The organism is Streptomyces sp. C10-9-1, assembly GCF_024497955.1.
In the GTDB taxonomy this organism is placed as follows: domain Bacteria; phylum Actinomycetota; class Actinomycetes; order Streptomycetales; family Streptomycetaceae; genus Streptomyces; species Streptomyces sanyensis.
In genome coordinates, this window is sequence record NZ_JANHKP010000006.1 from 218,058 (window position 1) to 244,816 (window position 26,759).

General features: G+C 74.7%; 26 protein-coding genes. 15 read left to right on the forward strand and 11 right to left on the reverse strand.

Annotated elements, in window-relative coordinates:
• Positions 1 to 49 precede the first annotated feature (49 nt).
• Positions 50 to 1,312: a beta-ketoacyl-[acyl-carrier-protein] synthase family protein gene (locus NPS70_RS10755; RefSeq protein WP_256523908.1), complete on the forward strand. Its 1,263-nt coding sequence runs from the start codon at positions 50 to 52 to the stop codon at positions 1,310 to 1,312.
• Positions 1,313 to 1,437: 125 nt separating this feature from the next.
• On the opposite strand, the gene NPS70_RS10760 is transcribed toward NPS70_RS10755, so the two are convergent.
• The gene (locus NPS70_RS10760) at positions 1,438 to 1,929 is read right to left on the reverse strand and encodes a DUF3145 domain-containing protein (RefSeq protein WP_256523909.1); all 492 of its coding nucleotides are present in this window, start codon (positions 1,927 to 1,929) and stop codon (positions 1,438 to 1,440) included.
• Between the two features lie 387 nt (positions 1,930 to 2,316).
• On the opposite strand from NPS70_RS10760, the gene NPS70_RS10765 reads away from it, so the two are divergent.
• From NPS70_RS10765 to NPS70_RS10780, 4 genes are all read left to right on the forward strand, one after another.
• Positions 2,317 to 3,105, forward strand: a complete 789-nt coding sequence (locus tag NPS70_RS10765; RefSeq protein ID WP_374211974.1) for an SGNH/GDSL hydrolase family protein — start codon at positions 2,317 to 2,319, stop codon at positions 3,103 to 3,105.
• A 126-nt stretch (positions 3,106 to 3,231) separates the two neighbouring features.
• Entirely contained in the window at positions 3,232 to 4,473 is a 1,242-nt protein-coding gene (locus NPS70_RS10770; RefSeq protein WP_374211978.1) for a pyroglutamyl peptidase, read from the forward strand.
• Positions 4,474 to 4,480: 7 nt separating this feature from the next.
• The gene (locus NPS70_RS10775; protein WP_256523911.1) at positions 4,481 to 5,194 is read left to right on the forward strand and encodes a carbon-nitrogen hydrolase family protein; all 714 of its coding nucleotides are present in this window, start codon (positions 4,481 to 4,483) and stop codon (positions 5,192 to 5,194) included.
• 132 nt (positions 5,195 to 5,326) lie between these two features.
• Positions 5,327 to 5,788 carry a cyclic nucleotide-binding domain-containing protein gene (locus tag NPS70_RS10780; RefSeq protein WP_256523912.1) on the forward strand — a complete coding sequence of 154 codons (462 nt, stop codon included), beginning with the start codon at positions 5,327 to 5,329 and terminating at the stop codon, positions 5,786 to 5,788.
• Between the two features lie 150 nt (positions 5,789 to 5,938).
• Here the strand turns inward: NPS70_RS10780 and NPS70_RS10785 are convergent, their stop codons facing one another.
• Both NPS70_RS10785 and NPS70_RS10790 read right to left on the reverse strand, forming a co-directional pair.
• Positions 5,939 to 6,463, reverse strand: coding sequence for a flavodoxin domain-containing protein (locus tag NPS70_RS10785; RefSeq protein WP_256523913.1), 525 nt, complete (start codon positions 6,461 to 6,463; stop codon positions 5,939 to 5,941).
• Positions 6,464 to 6,517: 54 nt separating this feature from the next.
• Entirely contained in the window at positions 6,518 to 7,447 is a 930-nt protein-coding gene (locus NPS70_RS10790) for a universal stress protein (RefSeq protein ID WP_256523914.1), read from the reverse strand.
• A 197-nt stretch (positions 7,448 to 7,644) separates the two neighbouring features.
• On the opposite strand from NPS70_RS10790, the gene NPS70_RS10795 reads away from it, so the two are divergent.
• Positions 7,645 to 8,364 (forward strand): DUF4389 domain-containing protein, encoded by a 720-nt coding sequence (locus NPS70_RS10795; RefSeq protein ID WP_256523915.1) that lies wholly within the window; start codon positions 7,645 to 7,647, stop codon positions 8,362 to 8,364.
• A 40-nt stretch (positions 8,365 to 8,404) separates the two neighbouring features.
• Here NPS70_RS10795 and NPS70_RS10800 read toward each other — a convergent pair whose 3' ends face one another.
• The 3 genes from NPS70_RS10800 to NPS70_RS10810 form a co-directional block, all read right to left on the reverse strand.
• A complete protein-coding gene (locus NPS70_RS10800) occupies positions 8,405 to 9,253 on the reverse strand; it encodes an EI24 domain-containing protein (RefSeq protein ID WP_256523916.1) in 849 nt (282 codons plus the stop codon).
• Between the two features lie 165 nt (positions 9,254 to 9,418).
• The gene (locus NPS70_RS10805; protein WP_256523917.1) at positions 9,419 to 9,841 is read right to left on the reverse strand and encodes an organic hydroperoxide resistance protein; all 423 of its coding nucleotides are present in this window, start codon (positions 9,839 to 9,841) and stop codon (positions 9,419 to 9,421) included.
• 78 nt (positions 9,842 to 9,919) lie between these two features.
• The gene (locus NPS70_RS10810) at positions 9,920 to 10,936 is read right to left on the reverse strand and encodes an NADP-dependent oxidoreductase (protein WP_256523918.1); all 1,017 of its coding nucleotides are present in this window, start codon (positions 10,934 to 10,936) and stop codon (positions 9,920 to 9,922) included.
• Between the two features lie 91 nt (positions 10,937 to 11,027).
• Here NPS70_RS10810 and NPS70_RS10815 point away from each other — a divergent pair, with 91 nt between their 5' ends.
• Positions 11,028 to 11,459, forward strand: a complete 432-nt coding sequence (locus NPS70_RS10815) for a MarR family winged helix-turn-helix transcriptional regulator (protein WP_256523919.1) — start codon at positions 11,028 to 11,030, stop codon at positions 11,457 to 11,459.
• A 69-nt stretch (positions 11,460 to 11,528) separates the two neighbouring features.
• Here NPS70_RS10815 and NPS70_RS10820 read toward each other — a convergent pair whose 3' ends face one another.
• Positions 11,529 to 12,038, reverse strand: coding sequence for a hypothetical protein (locus NPS70_RS10820; RefSeq protein ID WP_256523920.1), 510 nt, complete (start codon positions 12,036 to 12,038; stop codon positions 11,529 to 11,531).
• 477 nt (positions 12,039 to 12,515) lie between these two features.
• Between NPS70_RS10820 and NPS70_RS10825 the strand changes: the two genes are divergently transcribed.
• The 5 genes from NPS70_RS10825 to NPS70_RS10845 all read left to right on the forward strand — a co-directional run bounded on the left by NPS70_RS10825 (position 12,516) and on the right by NPS70_RS10845 (position 18,332).
• On the forward strand, positions 12,516 to 13,091 hold the full coding sequence (locus NPS70_RS10825) for a hypothetical protein (RefSeq protein ID WP_256523921.1): 576 nt from the start codon (positions 12,516 to 12,518) through the stop codon (positions 13,089 to 13,091).
• A gap of 259 nt (positions 13,092 to 13,350) precedes the next feature.
• A complete protein-coding gene (locus NPS70_RS10830; protein WP_256523922.1) occupies positions 13,351 to 13,833 on the forward strand; it encodes a hypothetical protein in 483 nt (160 codons plus the stop codon).
• Between the two features lie 149 nt (positions 13,834 to 13,982).
• Entirely contained in the window at positions 13,983 to 15,122 is a 1,140-nt protein-coding gene (locus NPS70_RS10835) for a rod shape-determining protein (RefSeq protein ID WP_256523923.1), read from the forward strand.
• 92 nt (positions 15,123 to 15,214) lie between these two features.
• Complete coding sequence (locus NPS70_RS10840; protein WP_256523924.1) at positions 15,215 to 16,741, forward strand: GAF domain-containing protein; 1,527 nt, start codon at positions 15,215 to 15,217, stop codon at positions 16,739 to 16,741.
• Positions 16,742 to 16,862: 121 nt separating this feature from the next.
• The gene (locus NPS70_RS10845) at positions 16,863 to 18,332 is read left to right on the forward strand and encodes an AMP-binding protein (RefSeq protein WP_256523925.1); all 1,470 of its coding nucleotides are present in this window, start codon (positions 16,863 to 16,865) and stop codon (positions 18,330 to 18,332) included.
• Between the two features lie 72 nt (positions 18,333 to 18,404).
• Here NPS70_RS10845 and NPS70_RS10850 read toward each other — a convergent pair whose 3' ends face one another.
• On the reverse strand, positions 18,405 to 20,012 hold the full coding sequence (locus NPS70_RS10850; protein WP_256523926.1) for an RICIN domain-containing protein: 1,608 nt from the start codon (positions 20,010 to 20,012) through the stop codon (positions 18,405 to 18,407).
• 611 nt (positions 20,013 to 20,623) lie between these two features.
• Here NPS70_RS10850 and NPS70_RS10855 point away from each other — a divergent pair.
• Complete coding sequence (locus NPS70_RS10855; RefSeq protein ID WP_256523927.1) at positions 20,624 to 21,040, forward strand: VOC family protein; 417 nt, start codon at positions 20,624 to 20,626, stop codon at positions 21,038 to 21,040.
• A gap of 76 nt (positions 21,041 to 21,116) precedes the next feature.
• Here NPS70_RS10855 and NPS70_RS10860 read toward each other — a convergent pair whose 3' ends face one another.
• Together NPS70_RS10860 and NPS70_RS10865 are read right to left on the reverse strand one after the other, a co-directional pair.
• On the reverse strand, positions 21,117 to 21,332 hold the full coding sequence (locus NPS70_RS10860; protein ID WP_256523928.1) for a hypothetical protein: 216 nt from the start codon (positions 21,330 to 21,332) through the stop codon (positions 21,117 to 21,119).
• A gap of 624 nt (positions 21,333 to 21,956) precedes the next feature.
• Complete coding sequence (locus NPS70_RS10865) at positions 21,957 to 22,142, reverse strand: hypothetical protein (protein ID WP_256523929.1); 186 nt, start codon at positions 22,140 to 22,142, stop codon at positions 21,957 to 21,959.
• A 504-nt stretch (positions 22,143 to 22,646) separates the two neighbouring features.
• On the opposite strand from NPS70_RS10865, the gene NPS70_RS10870 reads away from it, so the two are divergent.
• Positions 22,647 to 22,982 (forward strand): hypothetical protein, encoded by a 336-nt coding sequence (locus NPS70_RS10870; RefSeq protein ID WP_256523930.1) that lies wholly within the window; start codon positions 22,647 to 22,649, stop codon positions 22,980 to 22,982.
• A 64-nt stretch (positions 22,983 to 23,046) separates the two neighbouring features.
• Complete coding sequence (locus NPS70_RS10875; RefSeq protein WP_256523931.1) at positions 23,047 to 25,590, forward strand: tetratricopeptide repeat protein; 2,544 nt, start codon at positions 23,047 to 23,049, stop codon at positions 25,588 to 25,590.
• Positions 25,591 to 26,228: 638 nt separating this feature from the next.
• Here NPS70_RS10875 and NPS70_RS10880 read toward each other — a convergent pair.
• Positions 26,229 to 26,720, reverse strand: coding sequence for a hypothetical protein (locus NPS70_RS10880; RefSeq protein WP_256523932.1), 492 nt, complete (start codon positions 26,718 to 26,720; stop codon positions 26,229 to 26,231).
• Between the last annotated feature and the right edge of the window lie 39 nt (positions 26,721 to 26,759).

Consider the following 26,759-nt stretch of genomic DNA (forward strand, 5'->3'; position numbering starts at 1 on the left):
TGGCACCGTGACAGTTCGGCACCCCCTTACACGTGGAGAAAGAATTCCTGTGAGCTCGACCAATCGCACCGTGGTCGTCACCGGTATCGGCGCAACCACACCGTTGGGTGGCGACAGCGCATCGACCTGGGAGGGCCTGCTCGCCGGCCGTTCCGGCGCGACGGTCCTGGAGGACGAGAAGTACGCCGACCTCCCGGTCCGCATCGCCGCGACCGCCGCGGTGGACCCGTCCGAGGTCCTGCCGCGCCCGCTGGCCCGGCGGCTGGACCGCTCGGCGCAGTTCGCGCTGATCGCCGCACGCGAGGCGTGGGCGGACGCCGGCTACACCGCCCCCGCGGGCGAGGACGAGGCCGTGGCACCGGCCCGCCTGGGCACCGTCATCGCCTCCGGCATCGGCGGCGTGACGACCCTGCTCGACCAGTACGACGTGCTGAAGGACAAGGGCGCCCGCCGCGTCTCCCCGCACACCGTGCCCATGCTGATGCCGAACGGCCCCTCGGCCAACGTCGGCCTGGAGGTCAACGCCCAGGCGGGCGTGCACACCCCGGTCTCGGCGTGCGCCTCGGGCGCCGAGGCGATCGGCTACGCCGTGGAGATGATCCGCACCGGCCGTGCCGACGTGGTCGTCGCGGGCGGCACGGAGGCGGCGATCCACCCGCTGCCGGTCGCCGCCTTCGCCAACATGATGGCGATGTCCAAGAACAACGAGGAGCCCACCAAGGCCTCCCGCCCGTACGACACCGGCCGGGACGGCTTCGTCCTCGGCGAGGGCGCAGGCGTGGTGGTCCTGGAGTCGGCCGAGCACGCGGCCCGGCGCGGCGCGCGGGTCTACTGCGAGGTGCTGGGCCAGGGCCTGTCGGCGGACAGCCACCACATCGCGCAGCCGGAGCCGACGGGCCGCGGCATCGCGGCGGCGCTGCGGAACCTGCTGGAGAGCACGGACCTCAAGCCCGCCGAGGTCGTGCACCTCAACGCGCACGCGACCTCCACCCCGCAGGGCGACGTCGCGGAGATCAAGGCCCTGCGCGCCGTCCTCGGCGACGACCTGGACCATGTGGCGGTCTCGGCGACCAAGTCGATGACCGGTCACCTGCTGGGTGGGGCGGGCGGCATCGAGACCGTGGCCACGGTCCTGGCGCTGCACCACCGCACGGCGCCCCCGACGATCAACATCGACGAGCTGGACGAGTCGGTGGACGCCGACGTCGTCCGCGACGAGCCGCGCGCCCTCCCCGAGGGCACCATCGCCGCGATCAACAACTCCTTCGGCTTCGGCGGCCACAACGTGGTCCTCGCCTTCCGCACGGTCTGACGGACCCGCGCGACACGCCGGACACGGTGGCCCGCACCCCCGACGGGGGTGCGGGCCACTGCGCGTCGCGGGGCCGGGGCACCTGGCGGACGGCTCCCCGGCGGAGGGCTGAGCGGGTGCGGGGCTCAGACCACCTGGTGGAGCCAGCGCACCGGGGCGCCCTCACCGGCGTGGCGGAACGGCTCCAGCTCGTCGTCCCAGGGCTTGCCGAGCAGCTTCGCGAGCTCGTCCTCCAGCTCCGTCTCCCCGCGGGAGGAGCGGGCCAGGGCGGCCCTCAGCCGGTCCTCCGGGACGAGGATGTCGCCGTGGATGCCCGTCACGGCGTGGAAGATGCCCAGGTCGGGGGTGGCGCTGTAGCGCTCGCCCTCGGCGGTCGCACAGGGCTCGGCCGCCACCTCGAAGCGCACCTGCCAGCCCCGCAGGGCGGAGGCGAGCCGGGAGGCCGCGCCCGGTTCGCCGCGCCAGGAGAGCTCGGCTCTCCAGGTGCCGGGGGACGCGGGCTGGCGGATCCAGTCGAGCTGGACCCGCGTGCCGAGCACCCCCGCGACGGCCCACTCGATGTGCGGGCACAGCGCGCGCGGTGCGGAGTGGACGTACAGAACGCCACGTGTCGTCACCGGGACCTCCAGTGTGGGACGGGGATCACCTTCCCAGCGGCCTCAGTAAACAGCATCCGGCGCGGCACTCCGCGAAGGGGACATCCGGTGACGCGATGTAATTTACTGGCGCCGACGGGCCAGATGCCTCTGGGTCGACGGGGAAAAGCTACCGTGCGGGCGCGGCCCGGGGGTGGCGTACGCTCGGTCCCGGACCCGTACGCACCAGGTATTCACCCGCCAGGAGTCGACCACCGGGTCCGGGGAGGAGTGGCACGGATGCGCCCGGGCTCCACGGGGCGCCGATCGCACCGCGGCCCCGCCGCGGCCGCCGCACTCGGCCTCCTCCTCACCGCCGCGCTCGGGGCCTGTGACGCTCCGTCACCGCACGAGGGGACGCGCACCGGGGTGTCCGCGTCCCCCTCGCCCTCGCCGAGCCCCGTGTCCCGCTGGGACCCCTCGCCCGCCTCGCTCGCCGCCGTCGGCGACTCGATCACCACCGGCTTCGACACCTGCCGCCTCCTCGCCGACTGCCCCGAGGCGTCCTGGGCGACCGGCACGGACGCGGACGTGGACTCGCTCGGTCTGCGGCTGCTGGGCTCCGAGGCGCTCGGCAGCCGCAGCTGGAACCTCGCGGAGAGCGGTGCCGACGCCTCCGACCTGCCCGCCCAGATGGCGCGGGCGGCGGCGCACCGGCCGGAACTCGTCACCGTGATGGTCGGGGCCAACGACGCCTGCGCGGACACCCTGGACCGGATGACGCCGGTGGAGTCGTTCCGCGACGCGGTCGAGGAGGCCATGGAGGTGCTGCGGGAGAGCGCGCCCGGGGCGCAGGTGTACATGGCGAGCGTGCCGGACCTCAAGCACCTGTGGGCGACGGGCCGCGACGATCCGCTCGGGCGCGGCATCTGGCAGCTGGGGATCTGCGCGACCATGCTCGCCGACGCCCGGGACGACGGCCCGCAGGCGCGCGAGCGCCGGGAGGCGGTGCACCGCAGGGTGATCGCGTACAACACGGTGCTGCGGGAGGTGTGCGAGGCGGACGAGCGCTGCCGCCACGACGGCGGCCGGGTCTTCGGCTTCCGTTTCGGCAAGGAGCAGTTGAGCCGCTGGGACTGGTTCCATCCCAGCCGGGACGGGCAGCGGCGGCTGGCCGAGATCGCCTACCGGGCCGTCACCGCGCCCCGGGCGCCGTAGCCGGGAGCCCGCCCGGCCCGGAATACTTCCGCCCGACCCGACGGAAGGACCACCGTGCCCCTCGACCGCTTACCGATACCGCGGCGGACGCGTTCGCGCACCGCCCCGGCCGCTCCCGCGCTCGCCGTGCTCGCCGCCTCCGCCGCCCTGGCGCTCGCTTCCGCTCCCCCCGGCGCCGCCGCCCCGGTGCCCGGCGGGTCCGCTCCCCCGCCCGGTGCGACCGCACCGGCGCCCACCGTCGAGGAGCGGCGCCTGTCCCGCCCCGAACCGCAGGAGATCCTCCGGCGCGGCGGCTTCGCCGACGCGGGGCCCTCGCTGGAGCGGGCGCTCGGCCGCGCCCGGTCGCTCCACCGGGCCGAGGCCGCCGTGGCCCGGCACGGCGCGGCCCTGTGGGAGCGGGCCGTCGCCCGGGCCCAGGGCCGGGGGCCCGCACGGGGCGACCTGGCCCGCGGCGACGACCGCCCGCTCTACTGGGCGCGGTTGGACATGACGGCCCGGCTGCGCCACTGGGAGCCCCCGTTCGCCCTGGACGCGGCGGACCGGGCACGCCTGGAGGAGCGGCTGGAGCGCTCCTCGCGCGGGCAGGACTCGCTGCGCTTCCCGGCGGGCGGGGGCGTGCGGCGGGTGGTGGTGACCGGGTTCGACCCGTTCACCCTCGACCGGGACATCCGGATCGGCAACCCCTCGGGGGCCGCCGCGCTCGCCCTGGACGGCACCTGGATCCGCACGCCCGAGGGCCCCGCCCGCGTCGAGGCCGCGGTCTTCCCCGTCCGCTGGGAGGACTTCACCGGCGGCGAGGTGGAGCGGACCCTGGCCCCCGTGCTCCCACGGGCCGACCTCTTCGCCACCGTCAGCCAGGGCAGGGTGGGACGGTTCGACATCGAGCGGTTCAACGGGGCCTGGCGCGGCGGCTTCCCCGACAACGCGAACCTCTCCCGCACCGGCACGGTCCCCGTCTCCGACCCGGCCTCGCAGCCCCAGTGGACGGCCACCACGCTCCCCTACGCGGCGATCACCGAGGCCGCGACGGGCCCCTTCCCCGTCCTGGACAACACGGCGGTGACGGAGATCCCGGCGGGTGGCGGCGAGCCGGTGGTGCGGCCGCAGGGCCCGACGCCCGGCTCCGCGGCCCGCGCGGGCGGCGGCGGTGACTACCTGTCCAACGAGATCGCCTACCGGGCGACCCTGCTGCGCGACCGGCTGGCGCCCGGCGTGCCCGGCGGACACGTCCACACACCGGTGCTCCGCTTCGGGGAGGGCAACACCTCGCAGGTCACCGACCCGGAGTACGTCCGCAACCGGCGCGCGATCGTCGAGCAGGTGCGCATGATCATCACCGTGGCGCTGGAGGCACCGCCCGGGCGATGATGGCGGAATGAGGATCGCAGCAGCGCAGTTCCCGTCCGTGCCCGGTGACATCGCGGCCAACGTCCGCTCCATGGCCGGCCTCGTCCGCGAGGCCGCCGCCAGGGGCGCACGCTTCGTCGCCTTCTGCGAACTGGCCGCCCACGGCTACGCACTGGAGCCGATAGCGGCGGACCCGGGAAGCTGGCTCACCGAGGACGACCCGCGGCTGGAGCCCGTGCGCGAGGCGTGCCGGGAGACGGGCACCGCGGCCCTGGTGGGCTGCGCCGCCCGCACGGACGGCGACCGGCCCGCCATCACGGCCCTGGTCATCGGCCCGGACGGGGAACTGCTGACCCGCTACGACAAGCGGCACCTGTACGGCAGGGAGACGGAGGTCTTCACGGCCGGGACGGCGGAGGGGCGCTTCACCGTGGACGGGGTGCGCTTCGCGGTGGCGGTCTGCTACGACAACCGCTTCCCCGAGCTCGCGCGGAGCGCGGCGGCCGACGGCTGCACGGTCTACGCGGCCTCCTCGGTGCTGGTGGAGGGGAACGACTCCTTCGAGACCGTCTACCCGGTGCGGGCCCGGGAGAACGGGCTGTACGTCCTGGTGGCCAACCAGGTCGGCCCGGCCGACCCGGGCCACTGCCCGGGCGGCAGCGCGGTGTGGTCCCCGGACGGGGCACGGGTCGCGTCGGCGGGCGCGCAGGCGCCGGGGCTGGCGGTGGTGGACCTCCCCTGACCTGCGGGGGCCGCCCGCCGCCGGGCGCGGTTCCTTCGGGGCCGTTCGGCACCCCCGGCGGGGTCCACCAGCCCTCCCTCGGGCCCGCGGGCGCCGCCAGACTGGTGGCGTCGTCCCGACGAGGAGGCCGCCATGAGCAGCAGTACCGCATCGCCGCGCGTCGCCGCCGCGCTGCCCGCCCCGTACCGCGACCGCCTGATGGGCTGCGCCCGCCGGGTGTCCTTCCCCGACGGGGCGCGGCTCTTCGAGGAGGGCGGGGCGGCCGACCGCTTCTGGGTGGTCCGCACCGGGACCGTCGCCCTCGACGCCCGGGTCCCCGGCCGTCCCCGGGCCGTCGTGGAGACCGTCGGCACCGGTGAACTGGTCGGCTGCTCGTGGCTGTTCGCCCCCTACCGGTGGAACCTGGGCGCCGAGGCCACGACACCGGTGCGCGCGGACGAGTTCGACGCGCGGCGGGTGCGGGAGCTGATGGACGCCGACCCGGCGTTCGGCTCGGCGCTGGGGCATGTCGTCGGCCGGGTGCTGGCCCATCGGCTGTCCTCGGCGCGCATCAGGCTGCTGGACCTCTACGCCCCGCACGGCAGCGGCCTGTAGGTCCGTCGGGTCCGTCGCCCGGTAGGGGGCGGCCCCGCGGACGGCTCCGGGGCCTGGCCGCGGGGCGGCGGCGCCCGGTCCTGCTGGACGCTGACGGCGGCGCCCGGTCCGGGCGCCGCCGTCAGCAGGGACCCAGGCGGACGCAGGGACTCAGGCGGACGCCGCGGGGCCCGGGGCGTCGTGGTTCAGCTCCTCCCCGATGTGGTGGGCCCAGCTGCGGATCCTCTCGGGGTTGCGGAAGTCGCCGCCCTTGCCGCCGCGCACCATGGCGCGGGCGAACCGGCCCGGGGTCTCCTCCGTGAGGCTGCCGCCGAAGGTGATGTGCTCGCGTCCGCCGAGGCGCTTCATCTGCCGGGCGACACCGGGCACCGGCTCGATCTCCCGTTCCTCGGCGGAGGTGTCGACGGGACCGCTGCTGAACAGCCACACCGGGCGCTCGCGGAGCTGCTCGGCATGGCGGCGGGCGCACCGGCGGGCCTTGCCGCTCCAGTGCCCCGCGTAGAGGGAGCCGCCGAGGACGACCCCGTCGTAGCGGCTGACGTCGGTGACGGACTCCGCGGGCATCACCTCGGCGTCGAGTCCGTCCTCGCGCAGGGACCTGCCGATCTCGTCGGCGATTCCGGCAGTGGCGCCGTGGCGGCTGCCGTAGGCGACGAGCACGCGCTTGCGGTTCATGGCTGCTCCCCGGGTGGGATCGATGACCGGTGGGTGGGGGTCGGGCGTGCGGCCTCAGTCCGTGTGGGCGTGGCGGGCGTGCCGCTGGCGCTCCTCGGCGAAGGCGGGGGGCACCACCTCCACGGGGCAGTGGGCGTGGTGCAGCACGCTGTGGGCGACCCGGCCGAGGGACGGGCGCCCCACGGGCAGTTTCCTGCGGTGACTTCCCATGACCAGCAGGTCCGCGTGGGCGCTGGCCTCGACGAGGGCGCCGGGGACGCTGGTGCCGGTGTCGACGTGGGGGCTGACGGTCAGCTCCGGATAGACCCCCTGCACCTGGTCGGCCAGGTCCTTGAGCTCCTGCACCCGCTCGCGGGCCACGTCGTCCAGGTCGTCCAGCATCGTGGCGACATCCCCCACATGGCCCAGCACGTTCCAGACGGCGAGCATCCGCAGGGAGGCCTTGCGCGCCTCGGCCTCGGCCGCGGCGAGCAGGAGCCAGTCGAGGTCGGCGGCTCCGTGGACGGCCGCCGTGACCGTGCCCGTGCCCGGGCGGTCCGCCTCGCCCCGGACGACGACCACGGGCACCTCGGCGCGGGCCACCACGCCGAGGCCGACCGAGCCGAGCAGCAGCGCGGAGAACCCGCCGAGCCCGCGGCTGCCGACCACGACCGTCGCCCGGTGAGCGGCCGCGGCCCGCAGTCCCGCCAGCGGCTCCATCCGGCTGAGCTCGGTGGTCATGGCCAGGTCGGGGAAGCGCTCCCGGACGGCCGAGGCGGCCTCGACCAGCAGGTCGTGACCGGCCTCCCGGACCGACTGCAGGGTCTCGGCGGTGGAGAACAGGGCGCGCCGGTCGGTGTCGGCGGCGTGGACGAGGGTAAGCGGGCGGCCCCGGCGGTCCGCCTCCGCGGCGGCCCACAGCACGGCCTCCCTGGCTCCGTGGGAGCCGTCCACTCCGACGACGACCCCGCCGAGTTCCGGGCGGGTGGGGATGTCGCTCTGCATGACTCCTCCTCCGGCATGGGCGGCGGGGCCGGCGGTGCGCAGCCCCCGGTGCCTCCACCGTCGCACCGCACGACCGGGGCGGGAAGGGCCGACCGGTCCCCGGGGGGCCCGGTCGGCCCCGGCCCGCGCGGGGACGGCCTGCCTCGGGGAGCCCTCCGGGGCGGGTCGGAGGACGATGGGGGCAGGAGGTGGTCCGCATGGCTGTCCCCGGCTACCCGCCCGTGAGGGTCTCCGCCCGGCTGGACGAGCCGCTCTCCCGCTGGCTCTGGCTGGTCAAGTGGCTGCTGGCACTCCCCCACTGGATCGTGCTCGTCTTCCTGTGGACGGCGTTCCTGGTGCTGAGCGTGGTCGCGTTCTTCGCGATCCTGTTCACCGGGCGGTACCCGCGGCAGGTGTTCGACTTCAACCTGGGGGTGCTGCGCTGGTCCTGGCGCGTGTCCTTCTACTCGTACGGGGTCCTCGGCACGGACCGCTATCCGCCGTTCAGCCTGGGCCCGGAGCCGGACTACCCCGCGCGTCTGGACATCGCCTACCCCGGGGAGCTGTCGCGCGGGCTGGTCCTGGTGAAGTGGTGGCTGCTGGCGCTGCCGCACTACCTGGTGCTGGGGGTGTTCCTGGGCGGTGTGCGCGGCACCTGGAGCACGGGGCTGAGCGGTCTGCTGGTCCTGTTCGCGGGGATCGCGCTGGCCGCGACCTCCCGCTACCCGTCCGGCATCTTCGACCTCGAGGTGGGTCTGCACCGCTGGGCGCTGCGGGTGGCCGCCTACGCGGCACTGATGACGGACGCCTATCCGCCCTTCCGGCTGGAACAGGGCGGATCGGAGGCGGACGGGGACGGGCCGGGAGCCTTCGAGGCGGACGCGCCCGGGCCTGCCGCGTCCGGACCGGACTGGACCAAGCCCTCCGGCCCGGTGTGATGCGGCCGGTTCCGCCGGGCCTCGGCCTTCGCGGCCCGCCTCAGCCTTCGCGGCCCGCCTCGGGCCAGTGGACCGGCGGCGGGGTGGCGCCCGCGGGCGCGGCGGGTGGCTGCGGGACGGCGGCGTCGGGAGCCCCCGCGTCGGCGGCCTCGTCCTCCGGGACCATCGCGCGCGCCATCAGGGTGGCCCCCGCCACCGCCCCGGGCATCAGCAGCACGGCGACGAAGGGCACCAGGAAGGCGAGGACGAGGGGGACGCCGAAGCCGAGCACGCGCAGCCGCCGGGCGCGCAGCAGTGCGAGGCGCTCACCGAACGGGACCCCCCGGCGCTGGAGCGCGACCGCCGTCAGCTCCTCGGTGAGGAAGAAGCCCGAGACGCAGAAGCCGATCACGGGGACCACGGTCTGCCCGGCGACCGGGATGAAACCGCAGGCGAAGAGGATCACCCCGTAGAAGGCGACACGCAGCAGGATCCGCAGGGAGTCCCGCGCGGAGATCCACAGTTCCCGCCAGAGCGGCAGGCCGGAGGTGGGTACCCGGCCGCCCTCGGTGCGGTCCACCTGCTCGGAGAGCGACTCGTAGAAGGGCTGGCCGACCAGCAGGGTGACGGCCGTGAAGGTGATCACCGCGAGGAAGAGGCCCAGCGCGAAGAGCAGCGCGGTCAGCGTGCCCCGCAGCAGGCCCTGCCACGGCGAGGTCCAGTCGTCGGCGAAGGGCGTCGCCCAGGACGTCACGTCGCCGGCGCCGGCGACCAGGCCGGCGAGGGCGGCCGCGTAGAGCACCAGCGTCACCAGACCGGGCAGCAGGCCGAAGCCGAACCACCGCCCGTGCCGGAAGACCCAGCGCTGACCCTGCATCAGATAGGAGAAGCCCACCCCGAGATCACGCATGGGCCAAGCCTAAGGGGTGGGTCCTCACCCCCGGTGGCGGAACCGTCCCCGGTGCGTTCGGATCGTGTACCGGTTGCGGCGGCTCCCCGGCGGGACGCCGGGCCCGGCGGAGCACGCGGCGCCCGCCCGGGGGACCGGGCGGGCGCCGCGGACGGCCGGCCTCCGTCAGACGGCCAGGTCGACCGTGATGTTGCCGCGGGTGGCCTTGGAGTACGGGCACACCTGGTGGGCCTTGGCGATGAGGTCCCGGGCGGTGGCCGGGTCCACCTGCGGGATGGTCGCCGAGATCCTCACGATGATGCCGAAGCCGTCGTCGTTCCTGCCGATGCCGACCTCGGCGGTGACCGTCGAGCCGGAGACGTCGACGTCCTCCTGGCGGGCGACGACGCCGAGGGCGCCCTGGAAGCAGGCGCTGTAGCCGGCTGCGAACAGCTGCTCCGGGTTGGTCCCGGAGCCGCTGCCGCCCATGGCCTTCGGCGGGTTGACGACGACGTCGAGGCTGCCGTCGTCGGTGGCGACGCGCCCGTCGCGGCCGTTGTGCGCGGTGGCCACGGCGGTGTAGAGCACGTCGGACTGCTGGATGGACATGGAGTCGTTCCTCCTGCTGGTTCGCCGCGACTCGCGCCCACGATCGCGACGGCTGCGCAAGAGCCTAACGGGTGACGCTCAGGCCAGGGAAACGATCATCTTGCCGGTGTTCTCGCCCCGCATCATGCCCGCGAAGGCGTCGTAGCCGCGCTCGATGCCCTCGACCACGGTCTCGTCGTAGGTGAGCTCACCGGAGGCGATCCAGCCGGAGACGTCGCGGACGAACTGCTGCTGGAGGTGCTTGTGGTCGTTGACCAGCATGCCCTGAAGGCGCAGCCGCTTGCCGATGACCAGGGCCAGGTTGCGCGGGCCGGGGGCCGGCTCGGTGTTGTTGTACTGCGCGATCATGCCGCAGATGGTGGCGCGGCCGCCGACGTTGAACGAGGAGATCGCGGCCTCCAGGTGCTCGCCGCCGACGTTGTCGAAGTAGACGTCGATCCCGTCGGGGGCGGCCTCCTTCAGCTGCTCGGCCACGGGGCCCTTCTTGTAGTTGAAGGCCGCGTCGAAGCCGTACCCGTCGACGAGGAGGGAGACCTTCTCGTCGGAGCCGGCCGAGCCGATCACCCGGGCCGCGCCCTTGATCCGCGCCATCTGGCCGACCTGGCTGCCCACGGCTCCGGCGGCGCCGGAGACGAAGACGGTGTCGCCCTCCTTGAAGGAGGCGACCTCGAACAGGCCCGCGTAGGCGGTCAGACCGGTCATGCCCAGCACGCCGAGGTAGGCGGACAGGGGCGCGAGCTTGGCGTCGACCGCGACGGCGTGCTCGGCGGGCAGCTCCGCGTACTCGCGCCAGCCCAGCCCGTGCAGCACGTGGTCGCCCACCGCGAAGCCCTCGGCCGAGGAGGCGATGACCTCGCCGACCGCGCCGCCGTCCATCGGGCGGTCCAGCTGGAACGGCGGGGTGTAGGACTTGACGTCGTTCATCCGGCCGCGCATGTAGGGGTCGACCGAGAAGTACAGGTTGCGGACGAGGATCCGGCCCTCTGCGGGCGCGGAGACCTCGGCCTCCCGCAGCGCGAAGTCCTCGGGCTTCGGCACGCCGTGCGGACGGGCGACGAGGTGCCATTCACGGCCGGACGTGGGAAGAGCGGACATGGTGCGTGCCTCCAGAGAGATACTTCAGTACGTGAAACAACCATGCCCCTGGATATTTCATGTTGTCAAGTAAATGGGTACCCTGGTGCCCATGGCCACTCCCGGAGCAGACCCCCTGACCATCGAGGTCGTCGAACTCATCGGCGCCGTCGTGGCCCGGTACCACGAGGAGTACGAGGAGGCCGCCGCCCAGCACGCCCTCACCGGAGTGCAGGCGCGGGTCCTGAGCCTCCTCGCCCTCGAACCGCTGCCGATGCGCCGCGTGGCCGAGCGGCTCAAGTGCGAGCCGTCGAACATCACCGGCATCGTGGACCGGCTGGAGGCCCGCGGCCTGGTGGAGCGGCGTCCGAGCCCAGACGACCGCCGGGTCAAGCTCGCCGGGGCCACCGAGGAGGGCCGCGCCACGGTCTGCCGCCTGCGCACCTCGCTGGACTTCGCCCGGGAACCGCTGGGAGAGCTGTCGACCGAGGAGCGCACCGCCCTGCGCGACCTGCTGCGCCGGATGCTCGGCACCCGCGACTGAGGCGCCCCGGCGCGACTCCCGCACCGGCCCCGGCAGCACGTCCGGGCCCCGGGCCCGCGCCGTCGCGGCTCAGACGCACCACCACAGGAAACGCCTGCACGGCGGTGCGTCCGGGGCGGGAGGCGGCGAGGGCGAGGACGAGGCGGACGGGGTGGCCGAGGGGGGCTCGGCCGACGGTGGCGTGGCGCTCCCGCCGGGGCCGCCCGGAGCCTCCGGCGGTCCGCCGGCCGGTGCGGACGGGGGCCCGTCGGACGCCGAGGGCGCCGCCCCGGCCGGCTCCGAGGGGCTCGCGGCGCCGGGAGCGGCGGTCGTGGCGGGGGCCCCGCCCGCGGAGGGCCGCGCACTGCCGCCCTCGCCGGAGGGCCGAGCCGTGCCCGTACCGGCGGGCCGGGGGGCCTCGGAGGAAGCCGCCGGCCGCTCGGCGGCCTTCTCGGGGCCGGAGGCGGACGCCTGGGGGGCCACCGGCTCCAGCGGCTCCGGCGCGGTGGCGGCGCTCTCCTTCACCCGGGTGGCCGCCCCGTCGCCCGCTCCCCCGGCGGCCAGCTGGGCCAGCCCCAGGAGGCCGGCCGCCAGCACCACGCCCGACACCCCCGCCACGGCCGCGCGCCCCCGCCCGCTGCGGGCGGCGCGATGCGCGGGTGCGGCGGCCCTGCGCCCGGCCTGCCGCCGGCCGGAGCGCGCACCCGGCGGGCGGAGCGGTGCCGCGGCCGGCTCCCCGGGAGCCCGGGCGCCCCTCCCCTCGGGCGCGCCGGCCCCGTCCGGCGGCGGTGCGGCACGGTCGGCGGGCATGCGGGCCGGGGCGGCGTCCGGGCGCCCCGCGGCGGGTGGTGCGGAGCCGAGGCGGCGGAGCTCCTCGGCGGGGGTGCCGCACCCGGCGCAGGCCAGAGCTCCGTTGAGGTGCCGTCCGCACGGGTGGCAGTAGTCCATGGCCCTCGGAGACTAGGCGGCCCCCGGGAGCGGGAAGCGGGACCGCGGTGAGGATCCTGTGTGGAATCCGGGCCCCCCTGCACGGCCGCGCGGCCCGCGGGCGGCCCGCGTCCGGGCAGGATGTCGGGCATGGACCACAGCGCCCCCTTCGGACCGCTCGACTTCCAGCTCGTCCTGCTGCGCCGCATGGCCGACCACCGGCCGGAGCTGGTCGAGGAGGCCCGCCGTGCGCTCGGCGCGGACGCCGCGCGGATGCGCGAGGCCAACCGCCGCTGGCAGGCCATGGCCCGCTCTCCACGCGGCCGCGGCGCCCTGGCCCGCTACCGCTCGGCGCTGGGGCCACCGCCGGAGGTGGAGCCGCGCCGCATCGGCGACCTCGCCTGCGAGTCCCTGCGCTGGCCGGTGCCGCTCTGGCCCGGGCTCCGCTTCGAGGTGCTGGCGTCCGCGGGCGGAGGTCCGGGCGGCAGGGCGGTGTTCAACGAGTGGCTGGTGCGCGCCCCCGGTGAGCCCGGTCCGGTCCTGGGCGGCACCGGGGACCTCACGCCCTGGTCGGCGACGGTCGACGAGGTGGCCCGCGCCTTCGCGCCGGCCAGACTCCTCCCGGGCACGGCCCCGACCAGGATGCGCCTGGCCTTCACCGACCCCGCCGACGGCGCGGAGCGCGTCGCCGACTTCACCTGGGGGCTGCTCCAGCAGGTGGACTGACGGCAGCGCCGGGCAGGGGAGGGACGGGCCGCCCGGGACCGCGCGGACCTCGGCGACGGCGCGGCGCCCTCCCCGTCGCCCCCGCGACACCGCGGCCCGCGACGGACTCCGGATAGTGGATCGACCACCCGATTTCGGGCAAGGTGTGCCACGACCGTCCCCCACCGTCCCCCGGAGTCCGTGCGCCCCGGAAGGGCTTCCCGGCCCCGACCGCGGGCCGCACGCCGCGCGCCGGACGGGTCCACAGCCCCTGGAGTCGATGGTGCAGCCGCGTGCGACCTTCTGCGGCGTCTACGGCCTGGTGCAGGCCACCGTCCTGCTGGCGGCCCTGCACTCCGAGGGCGAGGTGTACACGCCCTTCGCCGACGCGGCGTGGATCCTCGTCACGGCCCTCGCCTCGGTGCTGGCCCACGGCTACGCCCACCACATGGCCGCCCAGCGGGAGCGGGGTGACGCGGTGTCCGCCTTCTGGCGGGGGCTGGGCGTCGCGGTCAGGGGGGAGTGGCCCATGGCTGCGGCGTGCCTCCCCACGGTGCTCCTGCTGGTCCTGGCGGGACTCGGCGACTGGCCGGAGCCGGTCACCACGGCCACGGGGCTGGGCATGAACACCCTGATCCTCTTCGCCTGGGGCGCCCGGACCGCGCTCTCCGTGGGGTACCGCCGCACCTCCGCCCTGCTCGCGGGCGCGGGCGACGCCGCCATCGGCGTGCTGATCGCCCTCGCCAACGCGGTGCTCAAGTAGCGGGCCCGTCCGGGCCGACGGCATGCCGCGGGCCCGCCCGGACCGTGCCCGGGTGGGGGAGGCGGGCGCCCGCCCGGCTCAGCTCAGCGCGCGCGCGGCCGCCCGCGGCCGGACGATGCCAGGAGGTACCGCACTCGGGAGGACTCGCCATGACCGTCAGCCTTGAGCAGCTGCGCCGCTGCCATGTGGCCGTCGACCTCGGAGCCGCGCGCACGCGCGTGTTCGTCAAGGGCGCCGGACTCGTCGTCGACGAGCCGAGCGTCGCCGCCGTGAACACCCGGACCGGCGCGCTCATCGCCGTCGGCGCACTGGCCGAGCAGATGACCGGCCGCACGCCCGACTACATCCGGGTCGCCCGCCCCGTCTCCGGGGGCACCGTCGTGGACATCGAGATGGCCCAGCGGATGCTGCGCCACCTGCTCGGCGAGAAGCTCCGCCGCCAGCTGCGCCGGAAGCCCCGGCTCCGGGCAGCCGCCAGCACCCCCCACGACAGCGACCCGCTCGCCCAGCGGGCCACGGTGGAGACGCTGGTGGGGCTCGGGGCGCGTCGTGTCGAGCTGGTCGACACCCTGATCGCGGCGGCCGTGGGCTGCGGACTGCCGGTCGAGCAGCCGACCGCGACCATGATCATGGTGTGCGGTGCGGCGACCACGCAGATCGCCGTCCTCTCCCTCGGCTCCATCGTCACGGCCGAGCGCATCCCGATCGGCGGCAACGCCATCGACTACGCCGTCATCCAGCACCTCCGCCACCAGCACGAGCTGCTGCTGCCCAGCCAGTCGGTGCGGCCGCTGCAACTGGCCCTGCGGGGCAACGGCCTGAACGCCCAGGGCCCGGACGTGACCGAGATCCACGGCCGCGACGTGGCGACCGGGCTGGCCCGTTCGGTGCGGGTGGACACGGCCGCCGTCCGGGACGCGATCCACACCCCCCTGACCTCCGTCATGGACGGCATCGGCAAGGTGCTGCGGGTCTGCCCGCCCGACCTGGTCGCGGACCTGGTGGACCGCGGGATCATGATGGTCGGCGGGAGCGCCCTGCTGCCGGGGCTGGACCAGATGCTCCGCGACGCCACCGGGATGCCGGTGCAGATCGCCGAACGCCCGGACGCCTGCACGATCCTGGGGCTCGGGGCGATGCTGGAGGGCCGCATCCGCCCGATGACGCTGGACCCGCTCGCCGACTCGATCCCGGACACGGAGCCGGGCGCCCGCTCCGCGTTCCCCGCCGACGCCGGCGGAGAGGTGCCGCTGCACACGGCGGCCGACGCGGACGCCGAGGTCCGCTGACCTCCGGCGGGCCCCTCGGAGGCCCTTCCTCGCCGGACGGCGGCGCCGGGTCCGGCGCGCCGCCGTCCGAAGCGGCCGGCCTGCTCCGGGCGATGGTCGCCGCCGGGAACGCCCCCTCGCTCGGGCCCGCCCTCCGCCGTCTCGCGGACGCCGCCGCCGAACTGGGCGGGGCGCGCTACGCCGTGCTGAGCGTCGTCGACCCCGAGCGGGGGCTGGTCGACGCCCTGTTCACGGCGGGGCCGGGCGCCGAGGAGCTCCGGCAGGCCGCGCGGCGGCCCGCGGCGGGGGCGGGCCTTGCGGGGCAGCTGCTGCGCAACCCCCGCCCCGCGGTCCTCCGCGAGCCGACCGACGACCCCCGGGCCTGCGGCCTGGGGGCGGACGCCCCGCGGCCGGGCGGGTTCCTGGGCCTCCCGCTGCGGGTGGCCCAGGAGGTGTTCGGGAACCTGTACCTCGCGCGGACGGAGGGGGGCGCCTTCGGCGAGGACGACGTGCGGCTGCTGACCGTCCTCGCCGCGCAGGCGGGCCTCGCGATCGGCAACGCGCGGCTTCAGGAGACCGCCCGGCTGCGGGAGCGGTGGATCGAGGGCGCGGCGGCCGTGACCAACACCCTGCTCGCCGAACGCAGCGCGGCCGACGCGCTCACCACCGTCGCGGAGCAGGCCCGGGTGCTGGCCGACGCGGCCGCGGGGGTGGTGCTGACCCCCACGGGGGACGGCGGCATGGAGATCACCGCCGCGTCGGCCCCCCGGGACCCGGAGGGGCTGGTGGGCACGACGATCCTGCCCGGTTCGCCGGTCCTGGTACAGCTCCTGGGCGGGGAGCCGGTGTTCATCGAGGACTCGGCGACCGATCCCAGGATGACGACGGCGGTGCGCACCCGGTTCGGTCCCTCGATGATGCTGCCGCTGCAGAGCGGCGGGCGGCTGGTCGGCACCCTCGCCCTGCCACGGCGCCGCTACGGCCGCCCCTACACGGAGCTGGAGCGGCAGTTGGCGGCCCGGTTCGCCTCGCAGGCCGCGCTGGCGCTGGTACTGGCCGGGGCGCGGGCCGACCGCGAGCGGCTCGCCGTCTTCGAGGACCGCGACCGCATCGCCCGGGACCTGCACGACCTGGTCGTCCAGCGGCTGTTCGCCACGGAGATGATGCTGGAGTCCACCCGGCGCCGGGCCACCGAACCGGTCGCCGACGAGCTGCTGGCCCGCGCGGTCGACGAGCTGGACTCCACCGTCCAGGAGGTGCGTACGGCGATCTTCGCGCTCCAGCAGCCTCCCGCCGACGCCTCGGCCACCTTCCGCGGCCGGGTGCTGCGGGAGACCGCCGGTGCCGCCGCGCTCCTGGGCTTCTCCCCCTCCGTCCGCTTCACCGGTGCCGTCGACGCGCTCGTCGGACCCGAGTCGGAGGAGCGGCTGCTCTCCGGGCTGCGCGGCGCACTGGCCGCCGCCCACCGCAGGCCGGGGGTGTCGCGCATCGAGGTGGAGGTCGACGCGACGGCCGCGCTGCCCTCGGGCGGGGCCGGGGTGCGGCTGCGGGTGTACGACGACGGGCTGCGCGAGGACGGCACCCGGGGCACGGAGTCGGTGACGCGGGCACCCCGCGCGGAGCCGCACGACGGCGTCTGATCCCCGGGCCGGACCTGTCCCGGCGGGAGGCGCGGGGGCGATGATGCCCCGGGGGCCGCGCGACGGGCGCGGCCCGGTGACGCCGCCACGACGCGGCGACGCGACGACCGGAGGTCGACCCGTGAGTTCGCTCTTCCCCTCGCTGGCACCGGCCGGCGGCCGCCTCGACCGGACCGCCCTGCGCTTCGGCGACCGGTCCCTGACCTACCGGCGGCTCGCCGGTGCGGCGGGTGCCCTCGCCGGGGAGCTCGCCGGGGAGGCGCCCGGGGCCGAGGGGCCCCGTCCGGTGGCGGTCTGGGCCGTGCCGTCACCGGAGACGGTGGTCGGCACGGTGGCCGGGCTGCTGGCGGGGCGCCCGGTGGTGCCGCTCAACCCCAAGGCGGGGAGCCGGGAGCTGGCGCACGTCCTCGGCGACAGCGACCCGTCGGCCGTGCTGACCGCCCCCGGCGAGGCGCTGCCCGCTCCGGCCGACGGACTTCGGCGGACGGACGTCCGCCTCGACGCCGAGGGCCCGCTCCCGGCGCGGGAGCCGGAGCCCGGTGCGGCGGCGCTGATCGTGTACACCTCGGGTACCACCGGGCCGCCGAAGGGCGCGGTCCTCCCGCGCCGGGCGCTCGCCGCCACCCTGGACGCGCTGGCGGACGCCTGGGCGTGGACCGACGCGGACGTCCTGGTGCACGGCCTGCCGCTGTTCCATGTGCACGGCCTCGTGCTCGGGGCGCTCGGCCCGCTGCGCCGCGGGGGCGAGTTGCGGCACCTGGGCCGGTTCACGCCCGAGGGCGTGGCGCGCGGGCTCGGCGGCGGGGGGACCATGCTCTTCGGGGTGCCGACGATGTACCACCGGCTGGCCGAGTCCCTGGAGACGGAGCCGGGGCTGACCGGCGCGCTGGCCGGTGCGCGGCTGCTGGTCTCGGGCTCGGCGGCGCTGCCGCTGCCCGTCCACCGGCGGATCGAGGCGGCCACCGGGCGGCGGGTCGTGGAGCGGTACGGCATGACCGAGACGCTGATGAACACCAGCGTGCGGGCCGACGCGGCCGGTGGGCCGGGCACCGTGGGAGTGCCGCTGCACGGGGTGGAGCTGAGGCTCGTCGGGGAGGGCGGCGGGGTGCTCACCGACCGGGACGGCGAGACGATCGGCGAGGTCCAGGTCCGCGGGGAGAACCTGTTCAGCGGCTATCTGAACCGTCCGGACGCCACGGCCGCCGCCTTCGACGGCGACTGGTTCCGCACCGGGGACATGGCGGTACGCGAGCCGGACGGCCGGGTGCGGCTGGTCGGGCGCCGGGCCACCGACCTGATCAAGAGCGGCGGCTACCGCATCGGGGCGGGCGAGGTCGAGAACGCGCTGCTGGACCATCCGCGGGTCCGCGAGGCGGCGGTGACCGGTGAGCCGGACACCGCGCTCGGGGAGCGGGTCGTGGCCTGGGTGGTGGCCGCGGACCCGGCGGCGCCGCCGTCCGCCGCGGAGCTCGTGGACCATGTGGCACGGGTGCTGTCCCCGCACAAGCGGCCCCGCCGGGTGCGGTTCCTGGACGCGCTGCCGCGCAACGACATGGGCAAGGTGGTGAAGCGGGCGCTGGGCACCGGGTGACGCTCCGCGCGTCCCCGGGCGGGGGCGGGCCGACGGCCGGGGGCGGTGCCCCCGGGGCGGGGGCACCGCCCTTCAGGGTGCGTGGTGCACGGGGCGGAGTGCGGCGGCGCGGTCGGTGCGGCCGAGCGCCGTCGAGGCGGAGCGGGGCGCGGTGGTCGCCCATGCCTGACCGGGCGAGTCGTCGCGGACCTTGACCACCAGTGGCGAACCCGGGTCGGTGGCGGCGGGCACGACGGCCAGGTTCTCGTTCCAGCGCGGGACGAGCCGCCCCTGGATGGTCAGGTCGTAGCGGGTGTCGGGGCCCTCGGGGGCCGTGCGGGCCGTGCAGTTGGTCGCGACAACGATGCCATCGAGCCCGCGGGAGTTCAGGCAGAGCCCCGGAGCCTGCGCGCTGCGGAGGCGGCCGTCGGTCTCGTACACCCAGCGCTGGCTGGGCGTGGACGAGCAGGCCGCCATCAGCACGTCCGCGTCGGCGGTGGCCCGGCCCCCGGCGAAGTCGACGCAGAGTTCGGCCTCGACGCCGCGCAGGACGATGGTCAGGGGGCCGGTCTGGCGGCCCGCGGAGGTGGCCGAGGGCCGGGGATCCGCGGTCCCGGGCGCGGTGGCGGGCGGCTCACCGCCGGGGGCGGCGGAGCCGCCGTGCTCGGAGTCGTCGGAGGACAGCACGGCCACCAGGGCGGTGACCAGCACCGCGGTGACGGCGACGAGCCCGAGCACCGTGGCCCCGGTGCGCTCCACGGCCGCGCGGCGGCCCCGGTCCACCAGGCCGGGCACGGCGGCGCGGGCGCGGCCCGAGCGCGAGTGGCGCCCGCGGGGGGCGCTCGGGGGCGCCGCTCCGTCGTCCGCCGCGTCGCCCCGGAGCCTGGCCTGGCGCCGCCGCCCGGGCCGGGAGGCGAGATAGGGACCGGCCGCCCCGCCCAGCAGGGCCTCGGCGAGGAGGGGGCCGAGGCGTCCCTCGGACTGACGCAGTTGCTCGGCGGCGTACCGGCAGTAGGCGCACTCGGAAAGGTGCACCTGAATGTCGGGTATCAGGGTTTCGCCGCGCCGCAGGGATATGTCGAGAAGCCGGTTGTAGTGGCGGCAATCCGCGGTGGGCGCGTGCTCGCGGTGAGTGCGGACGCAGGTCTGCCGGAACTGTTCGCGCGCCTGAACGAGTCGGGCGGACGCTTCCCGGGGATCGGCCGCGAGCAGGGCCGCCGGTACGGATATGCCTTCGGCCTCGGTCTCGACGTGCCAGAGCAGGACCTGGTCCTCGACGGGCATGGCCTGGAACGCCCAGGAGGCCAGCTGCCTTTCCTCGGAGGGAGGTTCGGGGGCCGACAGGCCGGGGACGAGGGCGGCGGCACGGGGGTCGCGGGACCACGCTCCGGCGAGGTGGCGGGCCGCCACCAGCAGGTGGGGGCGGACCGCTCCCGCGGCTCCGCCCCGCGCGAGGCGGTCCGTGAGCTGGGCGAACGCCGCCGTGGCCAGCATCGACGCCGCCTGCGCGGAGGGTGCGCACAGGGCCGCGTAGTCGAAGAGCGGCTGCCAGTGCCGGGACAGCAGCGCGGCGACGGGAAACGTCGTCGGCCGGTCGGCGGCTGCCGCCTGCAGGGCTGCGGCAAGCTCGGCGTCGGAGGGCCCCGACGCGCTTCCCGCCTGCTCGTGGGGCACGCTCACGGGCGTGCTGGGGTGCTGCATAGACGTCTTTCCATCCATGGCATTGCGGGTGGGGGGTTACTGACGGGCCATCGGCTCCGTTCGGCAGAGCGCCGGCTGCCGGCGGAAAGGTGCGCGACTATTGGTACACACCTTTCTGCGGGCGGCGCCGGTCCCCTTGCGGAGGGCTTCACCCGAAATTCGAACGATTGATCAGCTTGCATCTGTTCGGTAACAAGGAGCCTCACCCTGGCACAACTGGCCTGCCATGAACAAGAGTTCCGGAACCTGCGCCATTGACAGGGTCCAGGTCAAGCCATGCCGCGATCGGGAAAACGCTTACTGCGGCACGAGTAAGAACAACAATGCGAAGTCATCGGAAGCGGACTCCTTGACGCTCGGCCGAAAGGCCCTCACCCGCCGCGGGGTTACCGCACGAAACCTCCGAACCGAATACCCCCGCCTCCGGGAGCACACGACCTCACGCGCGTGTCGAGCCCCTCCGCCCTCCGACTCGACCCTCGCGCGGGGCCCGGCACGAGGCCCCCTCCGCCCTCCGGGGCTCCGCATCCGACACCGCACGCCGGTCCACCGGGAACCGTCGAGCAGGTCATAAGGTGCGATTCCGGCATATCTCGCGAAAGGAATCAGCGGTGGCCACTCGGCTCAACCCCTATCTCAGCTTCGACGGCGACGCGAAGCAGGCGATGGAGTTCTACCGCGACGTCTTCGGCGGCGACCTGACCACTCACACCTACGGTGAGTACGGGGCCGACCGGGACGGCGCGCACGCCGACCGGATCATGCACGCCCTGCTGGAGACGCACGCGGGCTTCACGCTCATGGGCGCCGACACCCGTCCGGGCATGGAGCACGCCCCGGGGAACGCCTACGCGGTCAGCGTCAGCGGGGACGACGACGCCGAACTGCGCGGCTACTGGGAGAAGCTGTCCTCCGGCAGCACCGTGGAGGTGCCGCTGGAGAAGCAGATGTGGGGCGATGTCTTCGGGATGTGCCGGGACCGCTTCGGCGTCTCGTGGATGGTCAACATCACGGCGCCGCAGAACTGAGCGGGCCGCCCGCTGCGCCCCGGTGGGCACGGCGGCCGGGCGCCGCCCCGCGGCGGCACCCGGCTCCCCCGCTCGCTCACACGGCGGCCACGGCGTCCAGCCGTCCGGCCTTCGCCTCCTCGACCAGGGAGGCGAACTGGTCCGCGCTCATCTCGACCTTCTGGCCGAAGTCGTCGGTGATCACGACCCTGCGCTCGGCAGGGGCGCTCTCGTCGACGAAGAGCTGCGGGCATCCGCAGTCGCACTTGCCGCAGAAGGTCGCCAGGGGTTCGAGGGAACCGGGAACGGTCATCGCATTCACTCTCCTGATCGTTGGCCCTGCGGGGCCGGTCCGGTCTCCGGCCCGACGCCTTCGGTCTGCCCCGCCCGCCACCACCGCAAGCACCCGAGGCGCCGCCCCCTGGTGCAGGGGTCGGCCCGCACGTGCACCCGGTGCCCCCGGACGCTCCCGGCGCACGGGAACCCCCGGCACCCCCCGGACGACGGCGGGGCGGGCGAGGGCCGTGCGCCCACGGGTCCCCGCCCTCGCGGGGCGGCCGGTCCACCGGGACGGGACTCCGCCGACGGAACCGCGTCCGCGGCCCCGGCACCGGGTGGCCTGACCCTCCGCCACCGCTCTGCATCGCATCGTCCTCACCACCGGCGCTTGGGGCGTGTCCGGGCCCTGGCGGTCGGCGCGGGACAGGACCGAGATCTCCACGCTTCGGGAGCACTTCCGCCCGGTGGCCGACGCACAGGTCCGCGGCCGGAGGGTGACCGTGCACGAGCGGCGGTCGGCCGTCGCGGCCCCTCGGCTCCGGGGCCGGGCGGCCTCCTCTCCGCCTCGCCCGACCCCTGTACCTGGGGGTGAGGACCGGTCAATCGGTGTTCTCGCACGGTTCGAGCAGAGCGAAGCGCTTCTCCGGCTGCGCGCCGGTCAGCTCGCCGTCGGCTGAGAGCGCCGGCCGAGGCGCACGTAGAGGGTTCGTCTTCGGCACACCCCGCATCGTGTGGGCTGCCGCTGGATCTCCCCGATGCAGGAGTACGCGTCGCCGGGGAAGCGGCGGATGCACCAGTCGGGCATCTCCGCCACCGGGATGGTCAGGTTGAGGTGCCGCCCCATACTGGTGCCCCCTCACCCACCCTGTCGTCGGCGAACATCTCCGCGGACTCGGCGACGTCGTACGCCACCGTGGCCCGCACGACCCGCCCCGGGTGCCGGGTGAGGGTGATTCGGTCGAGACTGGCGGCGTCGGACCAGGCGAGTTCGTTTGCGACCTGAAAGGCTGGACTGCTTGTTGCGGTGGCGCAGCCCCCACCGCCTGCGCACGTCGGGACGGTCGAACGGCGCGTGCTGGAAGTCGGTGGCGAACCCGTCGCACACCTCGGCCGCGCCGGGGGACTGTCACGGTCGCCGAGACAGGCCAGCGCCCGCCAGAGCCCCCGGGGACCGCCGAGAGCGCGGGTCAGCAGGTTGTCGCGGTCCCCGGCGCTCGGGCGTGAGGAGCCGTGGAACCAAGGCAGCACGGGGCGCGTTTCCTGTTTCGGACGACATCGCGGCGGAAAACCAATGGGAGCGCCCTGAGCCGTTCTGGCGGGTCCGCCGAAACCATGGGGGAAGATCGGCATGATGCAGGGTGGGAAGATCGCAGTCATCGTGCTGGCGACGGCGGGCATCCTCTCCACGCCGCTGATCTGGCTACTGAACAGCCCCGGTGCCGGGCAGCTGGCCGGGGCCTCGGTCCAGACCGCCGTCGGCATCGTGACCCTGGTCTGGGCCCTGTTCCAGAATCCGGCCCCTGCCGGGCCCACCGACCGGGCCACCCGAACCGGTAGGGCCAGCCGCGGCGGTCTCACCGGCATCAAGCGGCCCGGCGGCCGGGGACACGGCTCGGCAACAGCCGAGCGGACGGGAGACGCCAGCGGCGAAGGCTCCGTCTCCGGCATCGACTACTCGAGCTAGGACCCACACGCCCATGGCGAAGTCGTCATCCCGCACGGCAAGGGACGAGGTACCTGAGCCGTCGGTGACCGTGACGGACACCGGCGACGCCGAGGCCGCCGGCGACGGCACGGCCGTGACCGGCTTTCGCGGCCCGGCTCCGGGAACCGGCCCTGAGTCCCCTGACCCGGTACACCTGTCCCGCACCGGGAACGTGACCGTCAACGACGGTGGAATCGGAGTCAGCGGCTACGTTCACCAGCTGACCGTGCCGCCACGGCCGATCCGGGAACCGGCCCCCTGGCCGCACCAGGTCGGCGTCATCCCGCCCGCGGCACGGTCCTTCCAGCACCGCGCCGAGACCGACCGGCTCCACGCGGCGGCCGACGTCGGCACCACGGTGACGACCCAGCTGCTGACCGGCATGGGCGGGGTCGGGAAGACCCAGCTCGCCGCCGACTACGCCCGCACCGCCTGGAATGACACCAGCCCTGGCGGCGGTCTGGATGTCCTGGTGTGGGTCACCGCGAGCAGCCGTTCCTCCATCGTGACCGGCTACGCCCAGGCCGGCGTCGAGCTGTGCCGGGCCGACCCGGACGATGTGGAGCAGGCCGCCCGCACCTTCCTGGCCTGGCTCACCCCCAAGTCCGGAGCGAAGCCGTGCCGGTGGCTGATCATCCTGGACGACGTCGCCGACCCCGACGATCTGAAAGGCCTGTGGCCGCCCGAGAACCACCGCGGCCGCACCCTGGTCACCACCCGCCGCCGGGATGCCGCCCTCGTCGCCCGCGGCCGCCGCACCATCGAGGTCGGCCTGTTCACGAAGGCCGAGGCCATGACCTACCTCACCGCCTCCCTGACCGGGCATGACGAATCTGCCGACGAACTGACCGCCCTCGCCGACGACCTGGGGCGCCTGCCGCTGGCTCTCGCCCAGGCCGCCGCCTACGTCATCGACTCCGGCCGGACAGCAGCGGCGTACCGCTCCCTGCTCGCCGACCGCACAGCCACACTCAGCGACACCGTCCCCGATGTCCTCCCCGACGACCAAGGCCTCGCCCTGGACGCCGCCTGGTCGCTGTCCCTCGACCGGGCCGACGCCCTGAAGCCGCACGGCCTGGCACGCCCCTTGCTCCACCTCGCCTCCCTGCTCGACCCGAACGGCATCCCCCATTCCGTGCTGAGCAGTACCCCCGCCCTCAACCACCTCTCGGTGCACCGCACCAGCCGCCCCTCCGCTGACACTCCCCCACAGGAGGTCACCGCCCAAGACGCTGCGGCGGCCCTGCGGGTCCTGCACCGGCTCAGCCTCATCGATCACACTCCCACCAACCCCCACCAGACCGTTCGGCTGCACCAGCTCATCCAACGCGCCACGCGTGATGCCCTCACCGTCCGCCAGCACCACCAGAGTGCACGCACCGCCGCCGACGCCCTCCTTGCCGCCTGGTCCGGCGTCGAACACCACTCCGCCCTAGCCCAGACCCTGCGCACCAACACGGACGCCCTGGTCACATGGGCCGAGGACGCCTTGCACCGGCCTGACGCCCACGAGGTGCTGTTCTGCGTCGGCCGCAGCCTTGGCGAAGCCGGCCAGGTGACCACAGCCCGCAACCACTTCCAGCACCTCTCCCGCACCACCCACCGCCACTTAGGCCCCCACCACCTCGACACCCTCACCACCCGAGGCAACCTCGCCCACTGGACGGGCCGGGCCGGCGACAGAGCAAGCGCCGTGGACGCACTCGCCGCGCTCGCGACGGACATGGTCAGGGTCCTGGGCGCAGACCACCCCGACACCCTCACCACCCGCAACAACCTCGCCCACTGGCAGGGGGAAGCACGTGATGCGGCAGGCGCCGTGGACGCACTCGCCGCGCTCGCGACGGACATGGTCAGGGTCCTGGGCGCAGACCACCCCGACACCCTCACCACCCGCAACAACCTGGCGTCCTGGCGGGGGGAATCAGGCGATGCGGCAGGCGCCGTGGACGCGTTCAGCGCGCTGCTGGCAGACCGGAGACGCGTCCTCGGCCCCGACCACCCCGACACCCTCACCACCCGAGGCAACCTCGCCTACTGGACGGGCCGGGCCGGCGACAGAGCAAGCGCCGTGGACGCACTCACCGCGCTGCTGGCAGACCGGAGACGCGTCCTCGGCCCCGACCACCCCGACACCCTCACCACCCGGAGCAACCTCGCCTACTGGACGGGCCGGGCCGGCGACAGAGCAAGCGCCGTGGACGCACTCACCGCGCTCGTGACGGACATGGTCAGGGTCCTGGGCGCAGACCACCCCGACACCCTCACCACCCGAGGCAACCTCGCCTACTGGACGGGGCAGGCCGGCGACAGAGCAAGCGCCGTGGACGCGTTCAGCGCGCTGCTGGCAGACCGGAGACGCGTCCTCGGCCCCGACCACCCCGACACCCTCACCACCCGAGGCAACCTCGCCTACTGGACGGGCCGGGCCGGCGACAGAGCAAGCGCCGTGGACGCACTCACCGCGCTGCTGGCAGACCGGAGACGCGTCCTCGGCCCCGACCACCCCGACACCCTCACCACCCGCCAGTACCGTGCCCTCTGGCAAGCGCGACCTGAGGGCGGCGGGTCAACCACCAGGCCATGAAGGGTCAGGCGTGGACCTAGCGTGGTACGTGACCCCGGCCGTTCACCCGGGCCCGTCTTGGTTCGTTTCCGGGACAGCAAGGCGGTCGTTCCTCCCGCCTTGTGGTGTCGAACAACGTCGTGTGAAGCAACGGCCGCTGCCGAGGAGCTCGCCGCCGAACAGTCCGCTGATGCCGCGTTGGGGGTCCTGCCCCACCTTCGTGTCCACTTCTCCAACTGTCCTTACACCCGGGTGAATGCGTTCTTCGCGCTGGCCGTGCTGTCACGTCCACGGGCATGGCCGCAGCGTGGATCGGTTCATCCCCGGCTGACCGTACTCGAGTGAGGCAGGGCAGGACACCGAAGAGGCATCTGACGCTGCCCAGTCGAGGCGCTGAGCACCTCTCTCCACGACACGGGGGCCTCGTGCGTTGCGGAACGGCGACCGGTCACCCGATCAGTGGCCACTTGAAAGAACTCACTGGTACGGAGGCTGGAGCCAACCTTGCCCCTGGATGGCCTCCTGCGGCCTCCGCAGCGGGGTAACGATTCCTCCGGAGCCCTCAAGAACCCCGGATGCCCTGCCAGGTCCGGCTGAAGCACCACGACCCGTGGTTCGTGACCACAAGACCTTTGCGCCACCGCCAGGCCGTCCGCGCACTACTGCCCGGTGGCCACCCAAGGCGAAAGGGGATCGATGAGAGGCGATACGAAGGACAAGTCCGGGACATCCTCCGGGTCGTACTCGGCCACGGAAGCGATGGAGAACTGGAATGCCTTGATCTCTTCCACTCCAGACTCTCGGAATATATTACTCAACGTGAACGCCGCGGCGAGCTGGTACGGGAGGGTCTGGTGAATGTCTGCGAGGTTGACTCTTGCCGCAGTCAGCAAGATCGAGTTGCAGATGTCAAAAACCGCTTTCTCGGGGCGCCGATTCGGGAACCAGACTCCGTGATACCCGCGACGCCTTTCGGTGGTGTCGATCTCCTGCCATTTGCCGAGTCGCCCGGCACGGTCGACGGTGCGATACGCGAAGCGGAAATCCTGTGTCGACGGCTCCGGCGCGAAGAACCTGTAATCCGGGACGAGTGACCAGGGATCCCTTCGGCGAATGCGATTGAAAGACCGGTGCGGGTGCTGGGCGAACACGGATGCCACAAGTGCCGCTGCGGCGGCCCATCGCACTAT